Genomic DNA, 14,307 nt, shown 5'->3' on the forward strand with positions numbered 1-14,307 from the left:
AGCATGGCAAACCAGCTCGAACTCAAATACGGCTGCAACCCCAACCAGAAACCAGCCAGAATCTTTATGCAGGCGGGGGAACTTCCGGTTGAGGTACTGAACGGCAAACCCGGCTATATCAACTTTCTCGACGCGTTCAACAGTTGGCAGCTTGTCCGGGAACTCAAAGCGGCAACTGGCCTGCCGAGTGCAGCTTCATTTAAACATGTCAGTCCGGCAGGGGCGGCGGTTGGATTGCCGTTGACCGAGACCGAAAAGAAGATTTATTTCGTGGATGACCTCGCGCTTTCACCAGTCGCCTGTGCCTATGCGCGCGCGCGCGGCGCCGACCGGATGAGCAGCTACGGCGACTGGGCCGCGCTTTCGGATATCTGCGACGCGGAAACCGCTACCCTGCTCGCGCGGGAGGTCTCGGACGGGATCATTGCGCCCGGTTATACCGAGGAAGCGCTCGCGATCCTGAAAACCAAGCGTAAGGGCGGATACAACGTCGTGAAGATCGACCCGGACTATTGTCCCGCGCCGGTTGAGCATAAGGACGTGTTTGGGATCACCTTTGAGCAGGGCAGAAATGAGCTGGAGATCAGCGGGGCGCTGCTGGAAAATCTGGTCACCGACGAAAAAGAGATGACCGAGGACGCAAAACGTGACCTTATCATCGCGCTGATTACCCTGAAATACACCCAGTCCAATTCGGTCTGTTATGCCAAAGGCGGGCAGGCGATCGGCGTGGGGGCAGGCCAGCAGAGCCGGATCCACTGTACCCGTCTGGCGGGCAATAAGGCGGACATCTGGTATCTGCGCCAGCATGAAAAGGTGCTGAACCTGCCGTTTAAAGCGGACATCCGCCGCCCCGACCGGGATAACACGATCGACGTTTATATCTCGGACGATTACATGGATGTACTCGCCGACGGAGCGTGGCAGCAGTTTTTCACCGAATGTCCCGCACCTCTCACCCGCGAGGAAAAACGCGCATGGCTCGACACGCTGGATGGCGTATCACTCGGTTCGGACGCATTTTTCCCGTTCGGAGACAACATAGAGCGTGCACATCGGAGCGGGGTGCGGTATATCGCGCAGCCGGGCGGCTCGATTCGTGACGATCATGTCATCGAAACCTGTAACAAATATGGCATTGCGATGGCGTTTACCGGCATCCGGCTGTTCCATCATTGAAAAATCTCTGCGGGGATGCGTTCTGCGCATCCCCGCGAGCTGTATGGAGGGAAAATGAATGAAACTATTGGTGGTGGGTTCAGGGGGCCGCGAACACGCGGTGATCCGGAAACTCAAAGAGAATCCGAAGGCAGAAAAAATCTACTGCGCGCCCGGTAACGGCGGTATCTCGGCGGATGCGGAATGTGTGCCGGTCAAGGCGACCGACATCGAAGGAATGGTGTCGTTTGCCAAGGGGCAGGGCGTCGATTTTGTGGTGGTCACGCCGGACGACCCGCTGGTGCTCGGGATGGTCGATGCGCTGCATGCGGCGGGTATCCGGACTTTCGGCCCAGATAAGGCGGCTGCACAGATCGAGGGAAGCAAGGTGTTTTCCAAAAATTTGATGAAAAAATACGGCATCCCGACTGCGGCTTACGAGGTCTTTTCCGACCCGAAAGCGGCGATTGCGTATATCGAGCAGCGGGGGGAATATCCGGTTGTCATCAAAGCGGATGGGCTTGCGCTCGGCAAAGGGGTCATTATCGCCCAGAATCAAACAGAAGCGGTGGATGCCCTGCACAGCATCATGGAGGATCGGGTGTTCGGCGCGTCGGGCAGCCAGGTGGTGGTTGAGGAGTTCCTGACCGGACCGGAAGTCAGCGTATTGGCGTTCTGCGACGGAGAGACGGTCGTACCGATGGTTTCGTCGATGGATCACAAGCGCGCGCTGGACGGCGACCAGGGGTTGAATACCGGCGGGATGGGTACCGTTGCCCCTAACATCCACTATACGCCTGAAGTTGCACAGACCTGCATGGAGCGGATTTTCCGCCCAACCATCGACGCGATGAAAGCGGAAGGCCGGCCGTTTTCTGGCTGCCTCTATTTTGGGCTGATGCTCACCTCGAAAGGCCCGTATGTGATCGAATACAACTGCCGCTTTGGAGATCCCGAGACACAGGTGGTGCTTCCGCTGCTCGAAACCGACCTGCTCGAGATCATGCTGGCGATTTCGGAAAAACGGCTGGCGGAAACCGAGGTCCGTTTTTCGAAGGACAGCGCTGCTTGTGTGATCCTCGCAAGCGGGGGGTATCCGGTGAAATACGAAACCGGCAAGCAGATCTCCGGCTTGGATGCGGAAGGGCAAGTCCCCGGTGCGACGGTTTATCACGCAGGTACCAAGCGGGATGGGGATTCCTATCTGACCGCAGGCGGCAGAGTGCTGGGTGTGACCTGTACCGCGCCGGACGGGGAACAGGCGGTCAGGGCGGCTTATGCTGCCGCAGAGAATATCTCCTTTGAGGGGATGCATCTGCGCCGGGACATCGGCGCGAAAAACCGCTGATCTTCAAAAGCTGGTTGACGGGCCCGGTAAATTATGCTAGAATGCAAAAGGCCCGGAGGGGTCTAAAAACAAAAAATGGCTTTGTTGCGCAACCGATGAAATGGCAGGGAACCACAGGGCGCGGGACGAAACCTGTATCCGGATCAGGGGAGCCGCGTACGCGCGGCACCCGGTCAGGTATGCAGGGTTTGCCTCGGCAAACTGCCAGAGTAAGAAAGGGTTGTATGCAATGGATCTGGTCAAAAAGTTTTTCAAACGCTACCTGATCGACGCGATGAGCGCTATGGCACTCGGGCTGTTCTCTTCGCTCATCATCGGTCTGGTGATCTCTCAGCTTGCCAAGCTGCCGGGATTGGGTTTCCTGTCGGTGCTCACCGAGGTGTTGTCCGCTTCCTCGCCGGTGGTCGGCGCGGCGATCGGTACCGCGGTGGCCTGGGGGCTTGGCTCCAAACCGCTGGTTACCTTCTCCTGTGTGGCCTGTGGTGCGATTGGTTACGCGGCAGGCGGGCCGGTTGGCGCGTACATAGCGGCGGTGGCTGGGAGTGAAATCGGTTCGCTGGTCGCCGGGAAAACCGGGGTGGATATCATCCTCACTCCGATTGTCACGATCGTTTCAGGTGGCCTGATCGGTGATTTTACAGGTGCGTATGTCCAGGATTTCATGAGTTTTCTCGGCGGGATCATCAATACCGCGACCGAGCTGTCTCCGATCCCTATGGGTATTATCGTTTCAGTGGTGGTCGGCATGGCGCTCACTGCGCCGATCTCCTCGGCTGCTCTCTGCATCATGCTTGATCTGAGCGGGATTGCTGCCGGTGCGGCGACTGTTGGCTGCTGCGCACAGATGGTCGGCTTTGCGGTGATGGGCTTCAAAGAAAATGGCTGGGGTGGGCTTGTGAGCGTCGGAGTCGGCACCTCGATGCTTCAGTTCTCAAACATCATGCGCCGTCCGATGCTGTGGGTCCCTCCAACGCTGGCAGGCGCAATCCTCGGCCCTATCTCGACCCGAGTGCTCGGGATGACCAACACCGCTTCAGGCGCAGGAATGGGCACTAGCGGGCTGGTTGGACAGTTTGGAACGGTCGCTGCGATGGGTGCAGACACGGCATTTCCGATCCTGTTGGCGGAAATGGCGGTCATGCAGGTGATCCTGCCTGCGGTTTTGACGATGGTGTTCTACCATTTCTTCCTCCGGATGGGCTGGATCAAAAGCGGTGATCTTAAAATGAAGGTTGGCTAAAAGGATCCTCTCTGCATAAACTGTGTGGGGAGGTGGTGCATATGGAGACAGGCTCGGCAGGCGTGGTAGGGGCGGCGGGTGCAGGAGCGCTCGACAGCACGAGCGCGACAGGAACCGCGAGTACGGTAGGAAGTCTCGGCCCGATTAAGGGGCAGAAGGGCGCAGCCGCAACGGCAAGAGGGCTTTCCAACGAGGCTCCGCAGCCAAAAAGCGGGCAGGGAGCGCAGTTTATTTATGTCGCTGCGACAGTAGCAAATATCCTCTGCGATAACCTGACCCAGACGCAGATCAACCTGCTTGCGAACTTTCTTTCGGTGGTGACCACCTGTGTCTACGCAATTCTGACAGTGGAAAATCCGACCGATATTATAGAAGCATAGGCAAACGGAACATAGTGTGTTATACTGAATGTGCCGGTGGGGACTGCTGGCACATTTTTCATTTTTGAAAGCGCTGTTATGTGCAGCGCTCCCTTGATTATAAAAATTTTACAAATGTGCAGTAAAAGGGAGCCAGCGGGCCACTATATAAGTGAACCGCTTGGCAGGAGAATGGTGGTATAAGATGGTTGTTGACATAAATGCGGTGAGGCAGGCGCGCCTTGGGGATAAGGACAGCTTTGCAAAGGTCTACCAGCAGATTGCGGAGGACCTCTATCGCGTTGCGCTCTATTCGCTGGGCAATTCCCATGATGCACAGGATGTGGTAAGCGAAACATTCATCGAAGCATATAAGGGGATTAGAAAGCTGCGGGACGAGAACAGCTTTAAACCATGGATTATGCGAATCCTGTCGATCCGGTGCAAGCGGAAGATTGGGCAGTACATAAACGGGCGCAATCAGCTGGACATTGACGATTTCCTCGACCTTTCAGAAGAGGGGGACGGGGTGGAAGCGCAGTCTACCCAGAAGATCGCACTTCTGCATGCGCTGGAAACCCTCAATGCACAGGAACGGCAGATTGTCGCGCTTGCGGTGGTGCAGGGATATACCGTACGGGAAACCGCCCAAATCCTCGGTGCGCCTCAGGGAACGGTTAGCTCCAAGCTGCACCGCACTTTGAAGAAGCTGCGCGCCCAGTTGGAAAGCTAGGCAGGACAGAAAGGAGTGAATGCGTGTGAATGTGGCAAAAGAAAAAGAATTGCAGGAAAATCTGGAATTTTTGCGCGGGCGGTTTGATGCCCTCAACCAGGATATCAAGCTCCCCCATTCGCTTCAGCCGGACAGGATGCGCTATCAACTGGAATATCTCGATCTGAAAGAGGAAAAACCGCGGAGATACCGGTATTGGAGAGCGCTTGTCGGGGTTGCTGCCTGTTTTGTAGTGGTTCTGGGGTCGGTCAGAGTGATGAATGGTATGGAAAAAAGTTCGGAGGCACTGATCGGGCAGGAGGAGAAGGCTAGTTTGCAGAACGCTGCGGTAGCTTTTCCTGAGGATATGCCTGAACCTTTAGACGCTGGGTTTGGAGGAGTGCCAGAGGCGCAGTCGTTTTCCATCGGGGATGATACCCTGACAGAGTTGAAAGAGGATGCGCCCGCAGGGGGGGCCAACCTGGTGATAGAACCATCGGCCGGTATACCAGCCAGCTATGAACCGGAGCCAAAGATGGGACGGTCGCTGGAAGGGAGTGCGGAGGGCGACATAGGAGAGAACACGGGTGAGGACTATGCCCCCAAGATGGCAGCTCCCGATTACCGGCCGCTGGAATCGTTGGAACAGGCGCGGGAGCAGCTGCCTTGGGGGAACTGGCTACCCAAATCCGCACCGGAGGGGACCTACTATTCGGGCGGCGGCATAGATACCTATACGCTTTCAGTCAGTTTTTTCAGTCAGGATTACACAAAAGAACTGCGGGTTTCGGTCCAGGATTATACCGAGGAACGGTCGGCCTATCTTGCAGATCCTGACAAGCCGGAGACATTCGACCTGCGGCTGTATGAAATCCCGTATGCGGACTCAATCCCAGAGGCGTATTTCTATACAACGAACAACCCAATTTTCCGGGCGGAAGAGGTTACCCAGCAGATATTAGAGGCGCGGCTGCTCCCGTCCGATGAGCCGGGGGATGAAAAGCAGTATCATGGAAACGTGGGTATCCTCTATCAGGATGGTTTTGTGGTTGAGTATGGCTCGATCAATGTTTCCCCGGAGGAGCTTTACCAGATCATTATTGAAACGATGACATCTGCTCAGACAGCATCGCCTGTTGGCGGTTGACCTGTAGAGAGCAGTCTTTTGAAATCACTTACAAAAAATACAGAGACGGACAGCCATTATCGGCTGTCCGTCTCTGTTTATGTTGGCACTTTGGCTCTCTTTCTGCCGTTCGGTTCCACAGCATTTTTTAGGTTTTTTAGCAAAATTCCTTATTGACTTTTTTCGAAAAAGGATTATAATAAACGCATGAACAATCATTCATATGAAAGGATGTGAATATGATATGTCGGAAACCAGCAGTGCGGAACGATGTGAACTGATGCACGTGCACCAGGAGATTGTGGATAAGGTCAATCAGCAGATGCCCGAGGACGAGATTTTGTTTGATCTGGCCGAGCTGTTCAAAATTTTCGGGGATTCCACCCGGATCAAGATTCTCTATCTGTTGTTTGAATCGGAGATGTGCGTCTGTGATATCGCTCAACTGCTCAATATGACACAGTCAGCGATCTCTCACCAGCTTCAGGTGCTCAAAAAGAGCAAACTGGTTAAATACCGGCGGGACGGCAAGACCGTGTTCTACTCTCTGGCGGATGGGCATGTACGCACGATCATCGACCAGGGGATGGAGCATGTTGCAGAATAAGGAAAAAAATAATTCAATTATTATGGAGGGGTATTCTGATGAAAAAGCATTTTAAAATGGTGGATCTCGACTGTGCAAACTGCGCCGCCAAGATGGAGGCTGCGATCAAAAAAATCAACGGCGTAAACGATGCAGCTGTCAGCTTTATGGCACAGAAGCTCACTGTTGATGCGGACGACAGCCGCTTTGACGAGATCATGCAGGAGATTGTGCGGGTCTGCAAACGGGTAGAACCCGATTGTGCCATCAAATTGTAACCGGTATCCGGTTAGGAAGGGGATATACCGATGAGCAGGAAGCAAAAAAAGATGCTGACGCGGATTCTGGTCAGCGCGGTTCTGTTCGCGCTTTCGTTTCTGCTCCCGTTGAGCGGGGTATTCCGGCTGTTCTATTTTATTACGGTTTATGCAGTGGTTGGCTGGGATGTTCTTTGGAGAGCAGCGCGCAACATCGCACATGGACAGGTCTTTGACGAGAATTTTCTGATGGCGCTTGCTACGATCGGTGCATTTGTGCTCGGCGAGTTTCCCGAAGCGGTGGAGGTCATGCTCTTCTACCAGATCGGCGAGCTTTTCCAGAGCTATGCGGTCGGGAAATCCCGCCAGTCGATCACCGCATTGATGGACATCCGGCCCGACTACGCCAACATCGAGCGGGACGGTGCACTCGAACAGGTCGATCCGGATGAAGTTGCGGTGGGGGATATCATTGTCATTAAGGCGGGAGAAAAAATCCCGCTTGATGGCGTGATCATCGAAGGCAGTTCCTCACTGGATACGGCGGCGCTGACCGGAGAATCCCTTCCACGCGAGGTCGCTGCGGGGGATGATGTGATCAGCGGCTGTATCAATCAGAGCGGTTTGCTGCGGGTGCGTGTCAGCAAGGAATTCGGGGAGTCTACCGTATCAAAAATTCTCGATCTGGTAGAAAATTCGAGCAGCAAAAAAGCCCGCGCCGAGAACTTTATTACCAAGTTCGCCCGCTATTATACCCCTGTCGTCGTAATTGGTGCGGTTCTGCTCGCCCTGCTTCCTCCGCTTCTGCTCGGCGGTTCCTGGAATACCTGGATTGAACGTGCACTAATCTTCCTTGTGATCTCCTGCCCCTGTGCACTGGTGATCTCGATCCCACTCAGCTTTTTCGGCGGAATCGGAGGCGCTTCCAAAGCTGGGATTCTGGTTAAAGGCAGCAATTATCTGGAAGCGCTCTCTGAAACCGAAATTGTCGTTTTTGACAAGACCGGGACCCTTACCAAAGGGGTATTCCAAGTTACAGCTGTGCACCCTGATACGCTGCCAGAGAGCCGGCTGCTGGAGCTTGCGGCGCTTGCCGAGAGCTTTTCCGACCATCCGATCTCGCGTTCTTTGCGTCAGGCGTACGGCAAACCGATCGACAGCAGCCGGGTCTCTGATGTGGAGGAACTTTCGGGGCATGGGGTGCAAGCGCGGGTTGATGGGCTTCTGATCTATGCCGGAAACGGGAAACTGATGGACCGAACCGGTGTGCAGTGGCATGACTGCCATCTGACCGGTACAGTGGTGCACATTGCGGTAGATGGCTGCTATGGTGGACATATCGTGATTTCCGATACGGTCAAGCCTGATGCGGCCGGAGCGATCGCTGCACTGAAACAAATGGGAATCCGTCAGACAGTCATGCTGACCGGTGATGCAAGGGCGGTCGCCGAGCAGACCGCCGGACAACTCGGACTTGATTCGTTCCATGCCGGCCTGCTTCCCGCAGATAAGGTAGCGCGGGTGGAGGAACTGCTGGAACAGAAGTCCGCCAAGGGAAAGCTGGCGTTTGTTGGTGATGGGATCAATGATGCCCCAGTCCTTTCCCGGGCAGATATCGGGATCGCGATGGGGGGATTGGGGTCTGATGCCGCAATCGAGGCTGCCGACATTGTTTTAATGGATGACCAGCCCTCCAAGATCGCCTCTGCAATGCGGATTTCTAAAAAGACCCTGCGAATTGTCAAGCAGAACATCGTCTTTTCGCTGGGCGTCAAGGGATTGCTCCTCCTGCTCGGTGCAGTGGGTCTTGCCAGTATGCAGGCGGCGATCTTTGCGGATGTAGGTGTTATGATACTCGCGGTACTCAATGCCTCTCGTGCTTTAAAAACAGAGGCCGCATGATTCGAAGTTGCGCTTGCAATCAGTTCTTAGCGTAAATCGCAGATAGAAAGGGCATCCGCAGAAAGCGGATGCCCTTTTAACCCTTTGAAGAGACGGAGAAATTAGTACCATGCACGACAGTGGCCGCCATGGTGCCCGCCGTAATAGGGGGCTGCGGACGTTGACGGTACCCCAAAATAAGTGCCGCAATGGGTACAGGAACCATTTTCCTGGTTGTGATGACAGTAGGAGGCACCATTATGGGTGTGGACACCCGACAGAGCGCAACCTTCCACGGCGCATAGTTGTGCACCGCAATCATTGCCGCAGTAGTCACAAATACCGCTTTGCTGGCTGTGACGGCAACAGGAGATACCATCATGTGTGTGGATGCCGGACAGGGTGCAGTCTGCAACCGCGCAGGTGGGATAGACCGTCCGCTGCTGTACTGCAACAGCGCGGCGATGCCCATGCGCCGAAGCGGGTACAGTGACGGCAGAGAGCACAAGGACACTCGCAAGACCTGTTAAAAGACATTTTTTCAGGCTCATAAAAAAACTCCTTCCTGAAAATAAGACCGCTTTGATTTCCGAACCTGCAAAAAAATCACGCAAAGCCTAAAAAACTTTACATGATTTTTATGGTGGACCCGAAGGGGATCGAACCCTCGACCTTACGGATGCGAACCGTACGCGCTCCCAGCTGCGCTACGGGCCCATATTTTGGTGATCCATCGGAGACTCGAACTCCGGACACCCTGATTAAAAGTCAGGTGCTCTGCCAGCTGAGCTAATGGATCATGCTGACGAAGTGATTCACAACGCTTGATTATTATAGCAAAGAAAGATGGAGTTGTCAACCTAAAAAGGGAAAAAATTTATGAAATTTGTAAAATAATTTGAGAAGCAGGATTTTCGTGGAAGAACACCCATACGCACTCCTTTTTCAGATGGATGCCGCAGCTCTTTGCTCCCCTTTAAAAATGCATCAGAATATCGGAATCTCCCCCTCATAGTTTTGCGCTTTCTCCAAAAGGGGACCTTTTACGCCCATTGTGAAAGCAATGTCGCTGCTTCGGATGGACAGGAGAGCGTTTCCTGGCGCCAGTTCCAGAAAATCCATCATGTTTTTGGACAGGGCGATTTTTCCATCGTTTGTAATGGTGGTCCAGCAGTAGGAACGCCCTTTGTATCTCAAGAATACGCCGGGTGCCGCAGTATAATGCAGCAGATCCGGGTTCTCGGTCAAAATGTGGCCGAGCTTGGACGGCTCCAACAGTCCTTTCCGGGTGACGCAGAATCCGCCTGTGACCTTGCTTCCCGTAAACAGATACACCCTGCCTTCCGTCGTGATTTGATATTCCTGAATGGCTTGGACAGGGATTTGGACGGCACCATCCGGTTGTATGACTGACTTTCCAAAAATAAATTTACCGCCCTTGTTCATCTGCGGCATATCAATCACCTCGTTATTCAGTATATTCCAGATCGGAGGGGGTGTCCTTCAGGCGGAGGGTGGCCAGCAGAGGGTAATGGTCGGACGGATACAACCCGTTGATCGGATCGGTTACAATCTGGGAATCAATAATCTCGAATTCATCGGAAACAAAGATATAATCGATCGGGCAGGCGCCCTTCCGGATTTTCCCACTGAAATTGTGCAGCGTATTCGAAAGGCAGGAGGGATCAAACCGGGTGTACACATCAGTAAGGTGCAAGCCGCTCCGATCAGCAGCGTAGTTGCGCAGGAACTGAACCGGTTTGCTACTGGGCTTGCAGTTGAAATCCCCCATCAGGATGGTCGGCAGAGGGCGCTGCTGCTGATATTTTTCCATATAGTCGAGGATGACCTGCACCCCAAGCAGCCGCGCGATCCCGCAGATATGGTCGAGATGGGTATTGAACACCCGGATCGACCGATCGAGTCGTTTAATGTAAACTTCCGCGACCGTACAGATCCGCGGGAATACCGCATAATAGGCGCGGCTGAGTTTTTCAGGGCTTTTGGAAAGCCAGAAGGTTTTAATCAGGCTGACTTTGGCTTCCTGATTTTTAATGATAATATCGCTGTGCTCGTCGTCTTTGGGCTTGAGGCCGCGGAACCGCCCAAACCCGAGGATGCTGTAATCGACATCCAGCAGGCGGCCGACATCCTCGCGCATATTGGGCAGAAGCTCCTGCACACCGATGATGGTAGCGCCGCTTTCCCGGATAAACTGCGCTGCAAGCGCGCGGCGTTCCCCCCATTTGTGGGTGTGGTTGAGCGGGATGCCGAAATCCCTCTTGAGGTTGAAGGAGATTACCCGGATCAGATCACTGTCACTCATCACAGATCACCCGTATTTCTTTGATATTCCTGCTTGATCTGGCCGATTGTTCTGCCGCCAATCCCGATGTTCTGGTCAGGAAGTTCCTCAATTACAGCCATGAAAAATTCAGGCGGAACCTCCATTATTTCGGAAGCCACCTGCGTGAGACGTTTGATGAGCAGTTCCTTCTGCTCTGCGGTTAAACTGCCACCGGTCACTTTGATATACGGCATGACGCCTCCTCCTTTTTTCAAACAATCTCTAGTATACGAAACAGATTCTTAAAGAAAGGACCTTTGCTTATCCCGATTCTTTTCAAGTGTTTCAATTATAGCACTGGTTGGATGAATTTTCAACGATTCAGCGGGTAAAAAGACGGATTGGAAGACAGGATTGCAAACCGGCGCGGAAGGTGGTACAATAAATTACCAGCATATCATGATTCATCAGGGTTCAGACAAAACCAGCAAAGATAGAGGATGGGGGTTACAGATGAGAATTTTTGACAGTCATGTGCATTCCAGCAATTCACCCGATGCGGAAAGCTCGGTGATGCTCCTGTGTGAACAGGCCGTAGCGGCAGGGCTTTCCGGATTCTGCGTCACCGATCACTGCGAGCTGGAGGAGTACGAATCCGGGCAGTTCGCAGAGCGGATTTCACAGTCAATCTTCGATGTGGGCAAGGCGGCCAAGGTATTTCAGGGCCGTCTGACATTGCATACCGGGGTCGAGATTTCGGGGGTGCATCACCGTCCCGAGCTTGCGCGTCAGGTGGCAGGCCGCCCATTCGATATGATCCTGCTTTCAGTTCACAATGATGAGGACGGGACGGACATCTTTTACCATCCGTTCGACCGATGGACACCGCAGGAGATCGACCGCTATCTGACCTATTATTTCACATCACTGCTCCGGTCGATGCAGCTGGGAGAATTTGACGTAGTGGCGCATTTGACCTATCCAATCCGATACATCACCGGCAGGCATAAGATCCCGGTCGATCTCGGGCGATACAGCGACCTGACGGATGCAATCCTTCGGCTTGCCGCACAGGAGGGCAAAGGGCTGGAGATCAATACTTCCGGCCTCTCCGGGCCGCTTGCGGATACAATGCCGCCAGCGCCGTATATCCGGCGGTTTCGGGAACTGGGTGGGGAGTTTGTGACGATTGGCTCGGACTCCCACCAGATACATACGCTGGGCGCCGGGTTTGACCAGGCCAGACAGATTCTGGCGGATGCGGGCTTTGGGAGTTATACCTTCTACCGGGAGCGCCATCCGCTGTTGATCCAGATTGAGGAAAAAGGAGTTGTGAACGTATGAAAGAGATTGATATCATCAAATTGTTAAAGCTGGTTGCGGATGATGCGCAGCTTTCCCATGAGCAGCTTGCAGTGATGCTTGGCGTCACTGTGCGGGAAATTTCCGACACGATCGCCGGACTGGAGCAGAAGGGGATCATCCGGGGCTACAAAGCGCTGATCGACTGGGATAAGACCGGACATAATCTCGTTTCTGCGCGGATCGAGATCAAGGTGACTCCGAAGGCAACGATGGGGTTTGAGGAGATCGCCTACACCATCTCGCAGTTTCCCGAGGTCGAGACCTGCTACCTGATGAGCGGCGGCTATGACCTTGCGCTGACGATCAGCGGCAAAACGTTCAAGGACATTGCCCTGTTTGTGGCGCACCGGCTGGCTCCGCTGGATGCGGTACAGTCGACCAGTACCCATTTTATCCTGAAAAAATACAAGGAGCGCGGCCTGCTGATGGCAGACGCCCCTCGGGATGAACGGGAGGTAACTTCCCAGTGATGGATTATGATAAGCTGTTGAGCAGATCGGCCGCCGCCCTCAAACCATCTGGTATCCGCAGATTTTTCGACATCGCGGCGGAGATGGATGATGTGATCTCCCTTGGCGTTGGGGAGCCGGATTTTAAAACCCCGTGGGAGATCCGCCGCGCAGGGATCGAGAGCCTGGAGAAGGGGCACACCTTTTACACCGCAAACGCGGGCTTGATCACGCTGCGTACAGAGATCTGCAACTATCTCAAACGCCGTTTTACCCTTTCCTATGACCCCAAAACCGATGTCTTTGCCACCGTCGGCGGGAGCGAGGCGATCGACCTGTGCATCCGGGCTACGATCAATCCCGGCGAAGGGGAAGAGGTGCTGATTCCCGAACCATGCTTTGTCTGTTATGACCCGCTTACCCGGATGGCAGGCGGGGTCCCGGTGCCGATCGCGACCCGTGTTGAGGATGATTTCCGTCTGACCGCTGCACAGCTTCGGGAGCATTTAACCCCCAAAACCAAACTGCTGATCCTGCCGTTCCCCAACAATCCGACCGGCGCGGTCATGCGGCGGAACCATCTGGAGGAGATCGCGGAGGTACTGCGCGGAACCGATGTCCTCGTGCTTTCGGATGAGATTTATGCCGAGCTGACCTATGGATCGGAACGGCACGTCTCGATTGCCGAGCTGGACGGGATGCGGGAACGTACCATTCTGGTCAACGGTTTTTCCAAAGCTTACGCCATGACCGGTTGGCGTCTTGGCTATGCAGCCGGCCCTGCGCCGATCATCCGGCAGATGATCAAGCTGCATCAGTTTGCGATCATGTGCTCCCCGACAACCAGCCAGTATGCAGCGGTCGAGGCATTGAAGAACTGCGATGAAGCGATCGAGGCGATGCGCAGCGAGTATGATATGCGCCGGCGTCTGGTGGTTGACGGGTTCAACCGGATCGGGTTGAGCTGTTTTGAGCCGGAGGGTGCATTCTACGTCTTTCCAAGCATCCGGTCGACCGGCATGACCAGCAACGAATTCTGCATGAAGCTGCTCGAAAAGGAACGGGTAGCGGTCGTTCCAGGGGATGCGCTCGGCGCAAGCGGTGAAGGTCATGTCCGTGTGTCCTATTCCTATTCGATCAAGCACCTGCTCGAGGCCCTGAAACGGATCGAGCGATTTGTCAAAAACCTGCCGTCCGCGTAAATCTGCCTTTTTCCGCGGCTCTCTTATGCTATCCTTATTTAAGGCTTGTTTTTTGAAAAAATCACAGGCCCTCTATGGACATACCTTACAGGCCAAGGCGTCATTTCCCGGCAAGGCAAACGGTCCGGCCCGTTCGTTTCACCCGATCTGCCGGGGAATGAAAACTTGTTTTGTATTTCATCAAAAGTTTCGTCCACCATTTCAAAGGTGGCGGGGTTGAGGGGCAGACCCCCTTCCGTTTGCCGCACCGGAGAGCCACAGCGGACCTCCTTGGCACTCTACAGGGCGGCAGGAGGAGACTTTTTGCAGGGGAAAAGCCCTTTTTTATCCAAAAGAC

At 54.3% G+C, this 14,307-nt stretch carries 16 protein-coding genes and 2 tRNA genes; 12 read left to right on the forward strand and 6 right to left on the reverse strand.

What is annotated here, in order from left to right:
• Positions 1–3 precede the first annotated feature (3 nt).
• The 9 genes from C814_RS14610 to C814_RS14650 all read left to right on the forward strand — a co-directional run bounded on the left by C814_RS14610 (position 4) and on the right by C814_RS14650 (position 8,688).
• On the forward strand, positions 4–1,179 hold the full coding sequence (locus C814_RS14610; RefSeq protein ID WP_016316124.1) for a phosphoribosylaminoimidazolecarboxamide formyltransferase: 1,176 nt from the start codon (positions 4–6) through the stop codon (positions 1,177–1,179).
• 58 nt (positions 1,180–1,237) lie between these two features.
• Positions 1,238–2,506: a phosphoribosylamine--glycine ligase gene (gene purD / locus C814_RS14615; protein WP_016316125.1), complete on the forward strand. Its 1,269-nt coding sequence runs from the start codon at positions 1,238–1,240 to the stop codon at positions 2,504–2,506.
• A 229-nt stretch (positions 2,507–2,735) separates the two neighbouring features.
• Entirely contained in the window at positions 2,736–3,746 is a 1,011-nt protein-coding gene (locus C814_RS14620) for a PTS sugar transporter subunit IIC (protein WP_031219732.1), read from the forward strand.
• 41 nt (positions 3,747–3,787) lie between these two features.
• Positions 3,788–4,126: a hypothetical protein gene (locus C814_RS14625; RefSeq protein WP_016316127.1), complete on the forward strand. Its 339-nt coding sequence runs from the start codon at positions 3,788–3,790 to the stop codon at positions 4,124–4,126.
• A 184-nt stretch (positions 4,127–4,310) separates the two neighbouring features.
• Positions 4,311–4,838 carry an RNA polymerase sigma factor gene (locus C814_RS14630; protein ID WP_016316128.1) on the forward strand — a complete coding sequence of 176 codons (528 nt, stop codon included), beginning with the start codon at positions 4,311–4,313 and terminating at the stop codon, positions 4,836–4,838.
• A 25-nt stretch (positions 4,839–4,863) separates the two neighbouring features.
• Complete coding sequence (locus C814_RS14635) at positions 4,864–5,964, forward strand: hypothetical protein (RefSeq protein WP_016316129.1); 1,101 nt, start codon at positions 4,864–4,866, stop codon at positions 5,962–5,964.
• Positions 5,965–6,187: 223 nt separating this feature from the next.
• Positions 6,188–6,550 carry an ArsR/SmtB family transcription factor gene (locus C814_RS14640; protein WP_016316130.1) on the forward strand — a complete coding sequence of 121 codons (363 nt, stop codon included), beginning with the start codon at positions 6,188–6,190 and terminating at the stop codon, positions 6,548–6,550.
• A gap of 38 nt (positions 6,551–6,588) precedes the next feature.
• Positions 6,589–6,807, forward strand: a complete 219-nt coding sequence (locus tag C814_RS14645; protein ID WP_016316131.1) for a cation transporter — start codon at positions 6,589–6,591, stop codon at positions 6,805–6,807.
• 30 nt (positions 6,808–6,837) lie between these two features.
• On the forward strand, positions 6,838–8,688 hold the full coding sequence (locus C814_RS14650; protein WP_022788437.1) for a heavy metal translocating P-type ATPase: 1,851 nt from the start codon (positions 6,838–6,840) through the stop codon (positions 8,686–8,688).
• A 101-nt stretch (positions 8,689–8,789) separates the two neighbouring features.
• Here the strand turns inward: C814_RS14650 and C814_RS23700 are convergent, their stop codons facing one another.
• From C814_RS23700 to dmpI, 6 genes are all read right to left on the reverse strand, one after another.
• On the reverse strand, positions 8,790–9,218 hold the full coding sequence (locus C814_RS23700; protein ID WP_016316133.1) for a hypothetical protein: 429 nt from the start codon (positions 9,216–9,218) through the stop codon (positions 8,790–8,792).
• A gap of 90 nt (positions 9,219–9,308) precedes the next feature.
• A tRNA-Ala gene (locus C814_RS14655) sits at positions 9,309–9,384 on the reverse strand.
• Positions 9,385–9,390: 6 nt separating this feature from the next.
• Positions 9,391–9,466 (reverse strand) — tRNA-Lys (locus C814_RS14660).
• Between the two features lie 188 nt (positions 9,467–9,654).
• Positions 9,655–10,002 carry a hypothetical protein gene (locus C814_RS14665; RefSeq protein ID WP_369750561.1) on the reverse strand — a complete coding sequence of 116 codons (348 nt, stop codon included), beginning with the start codon at positions 10,000–10,002 and terminating at the stop codon, positions 9,655–9,657.
• A 133-nt stretch (positions 10,003–10,135) separates the two neighbouring features.
• The gene (locus C814_RS14670) at positions 10,136–10,993 is read right to left on the reverse strand and encodes an endonuclease/exonuclease/phosphatase family protein (RefSeq protein WP_016316135.1); all 858 of its coding nucleotides are present in this window, start codon (positions 10,991–10,993) and stop codon (positions 10,136–10,138) included.
• A complete protein-coding gene (gene dmpI / locus C814_RS14675) occupies positions 10,993–11,208 on the reverse strand; it encodes a 4-oxalocrotonate tautomerase DmpI (RefSeq protein WP_016316136.1) in 216 nt (71 codons plus the stop codon). Before dmpI ends, C814_RS14670 begins: the two co-directional genes overlap by 1 nt.
• Before the next feature lie 259 nt (positions 11,209–11,467).
• On the opposite strand from dmpI, the gene C814_RS14680 reads away from it, so the two are divergent.
• The 3 genes from C814_RS14680 to C814_RS14690 are packed head-to-tail and all read left to right on the forward strand — an operon-like array spanning position 11,468 to position 13,970.
• Complete coding sequence (locus C814_RS14680) at positions 11,468–12,298, forward strand: histidinol-phosphatase HisJ family protein (RefSeq protein ID WP_016316137.1); 831 nt, start codon at positions 11,468–11,470, stop codon at positions 12,296–12,298.
• Entirely contained in the window at positions 12,295–12,789 is a 495-nt protein-coding gene (locus tag C814_RS14685; protein ID WP_016316138.1) for an Lrp/AsnC family transcriptional regulator, read from the forward strand. The genes C814_RS14680 and C814_RS14685 overlap by 4 nt, the downstream gene beginning before the upstream one ends.
• Positions 12,789–13,970, forward strand: coding sequence for an aminotransferase class I/II-fold pyridoxal phosphate-dependent enzyme (locus C814_RS14690; RefSeq protein WP_022788439.1), 1,182 nt, complete (start codon positions 12,789–12,791; stop codon positions 13,968–13,970). The genes C814_RS14685 and C814_RS14690 overlap by 1 nt, the downstream gene beginning before the upstream one ends.
• The last annotated feature ends 337 nt before the right edge of the window (positions 13,971–14,307 follow it).

This window comes from Anaerotruncus sp. G3(2012) (assembly GCF_000403395.2).
Taxonomy (GTDB): Bacteria; Bacillota; Clostridia; order Oscillospirales; family Ruminococcaceae; genus Anaerotruncus.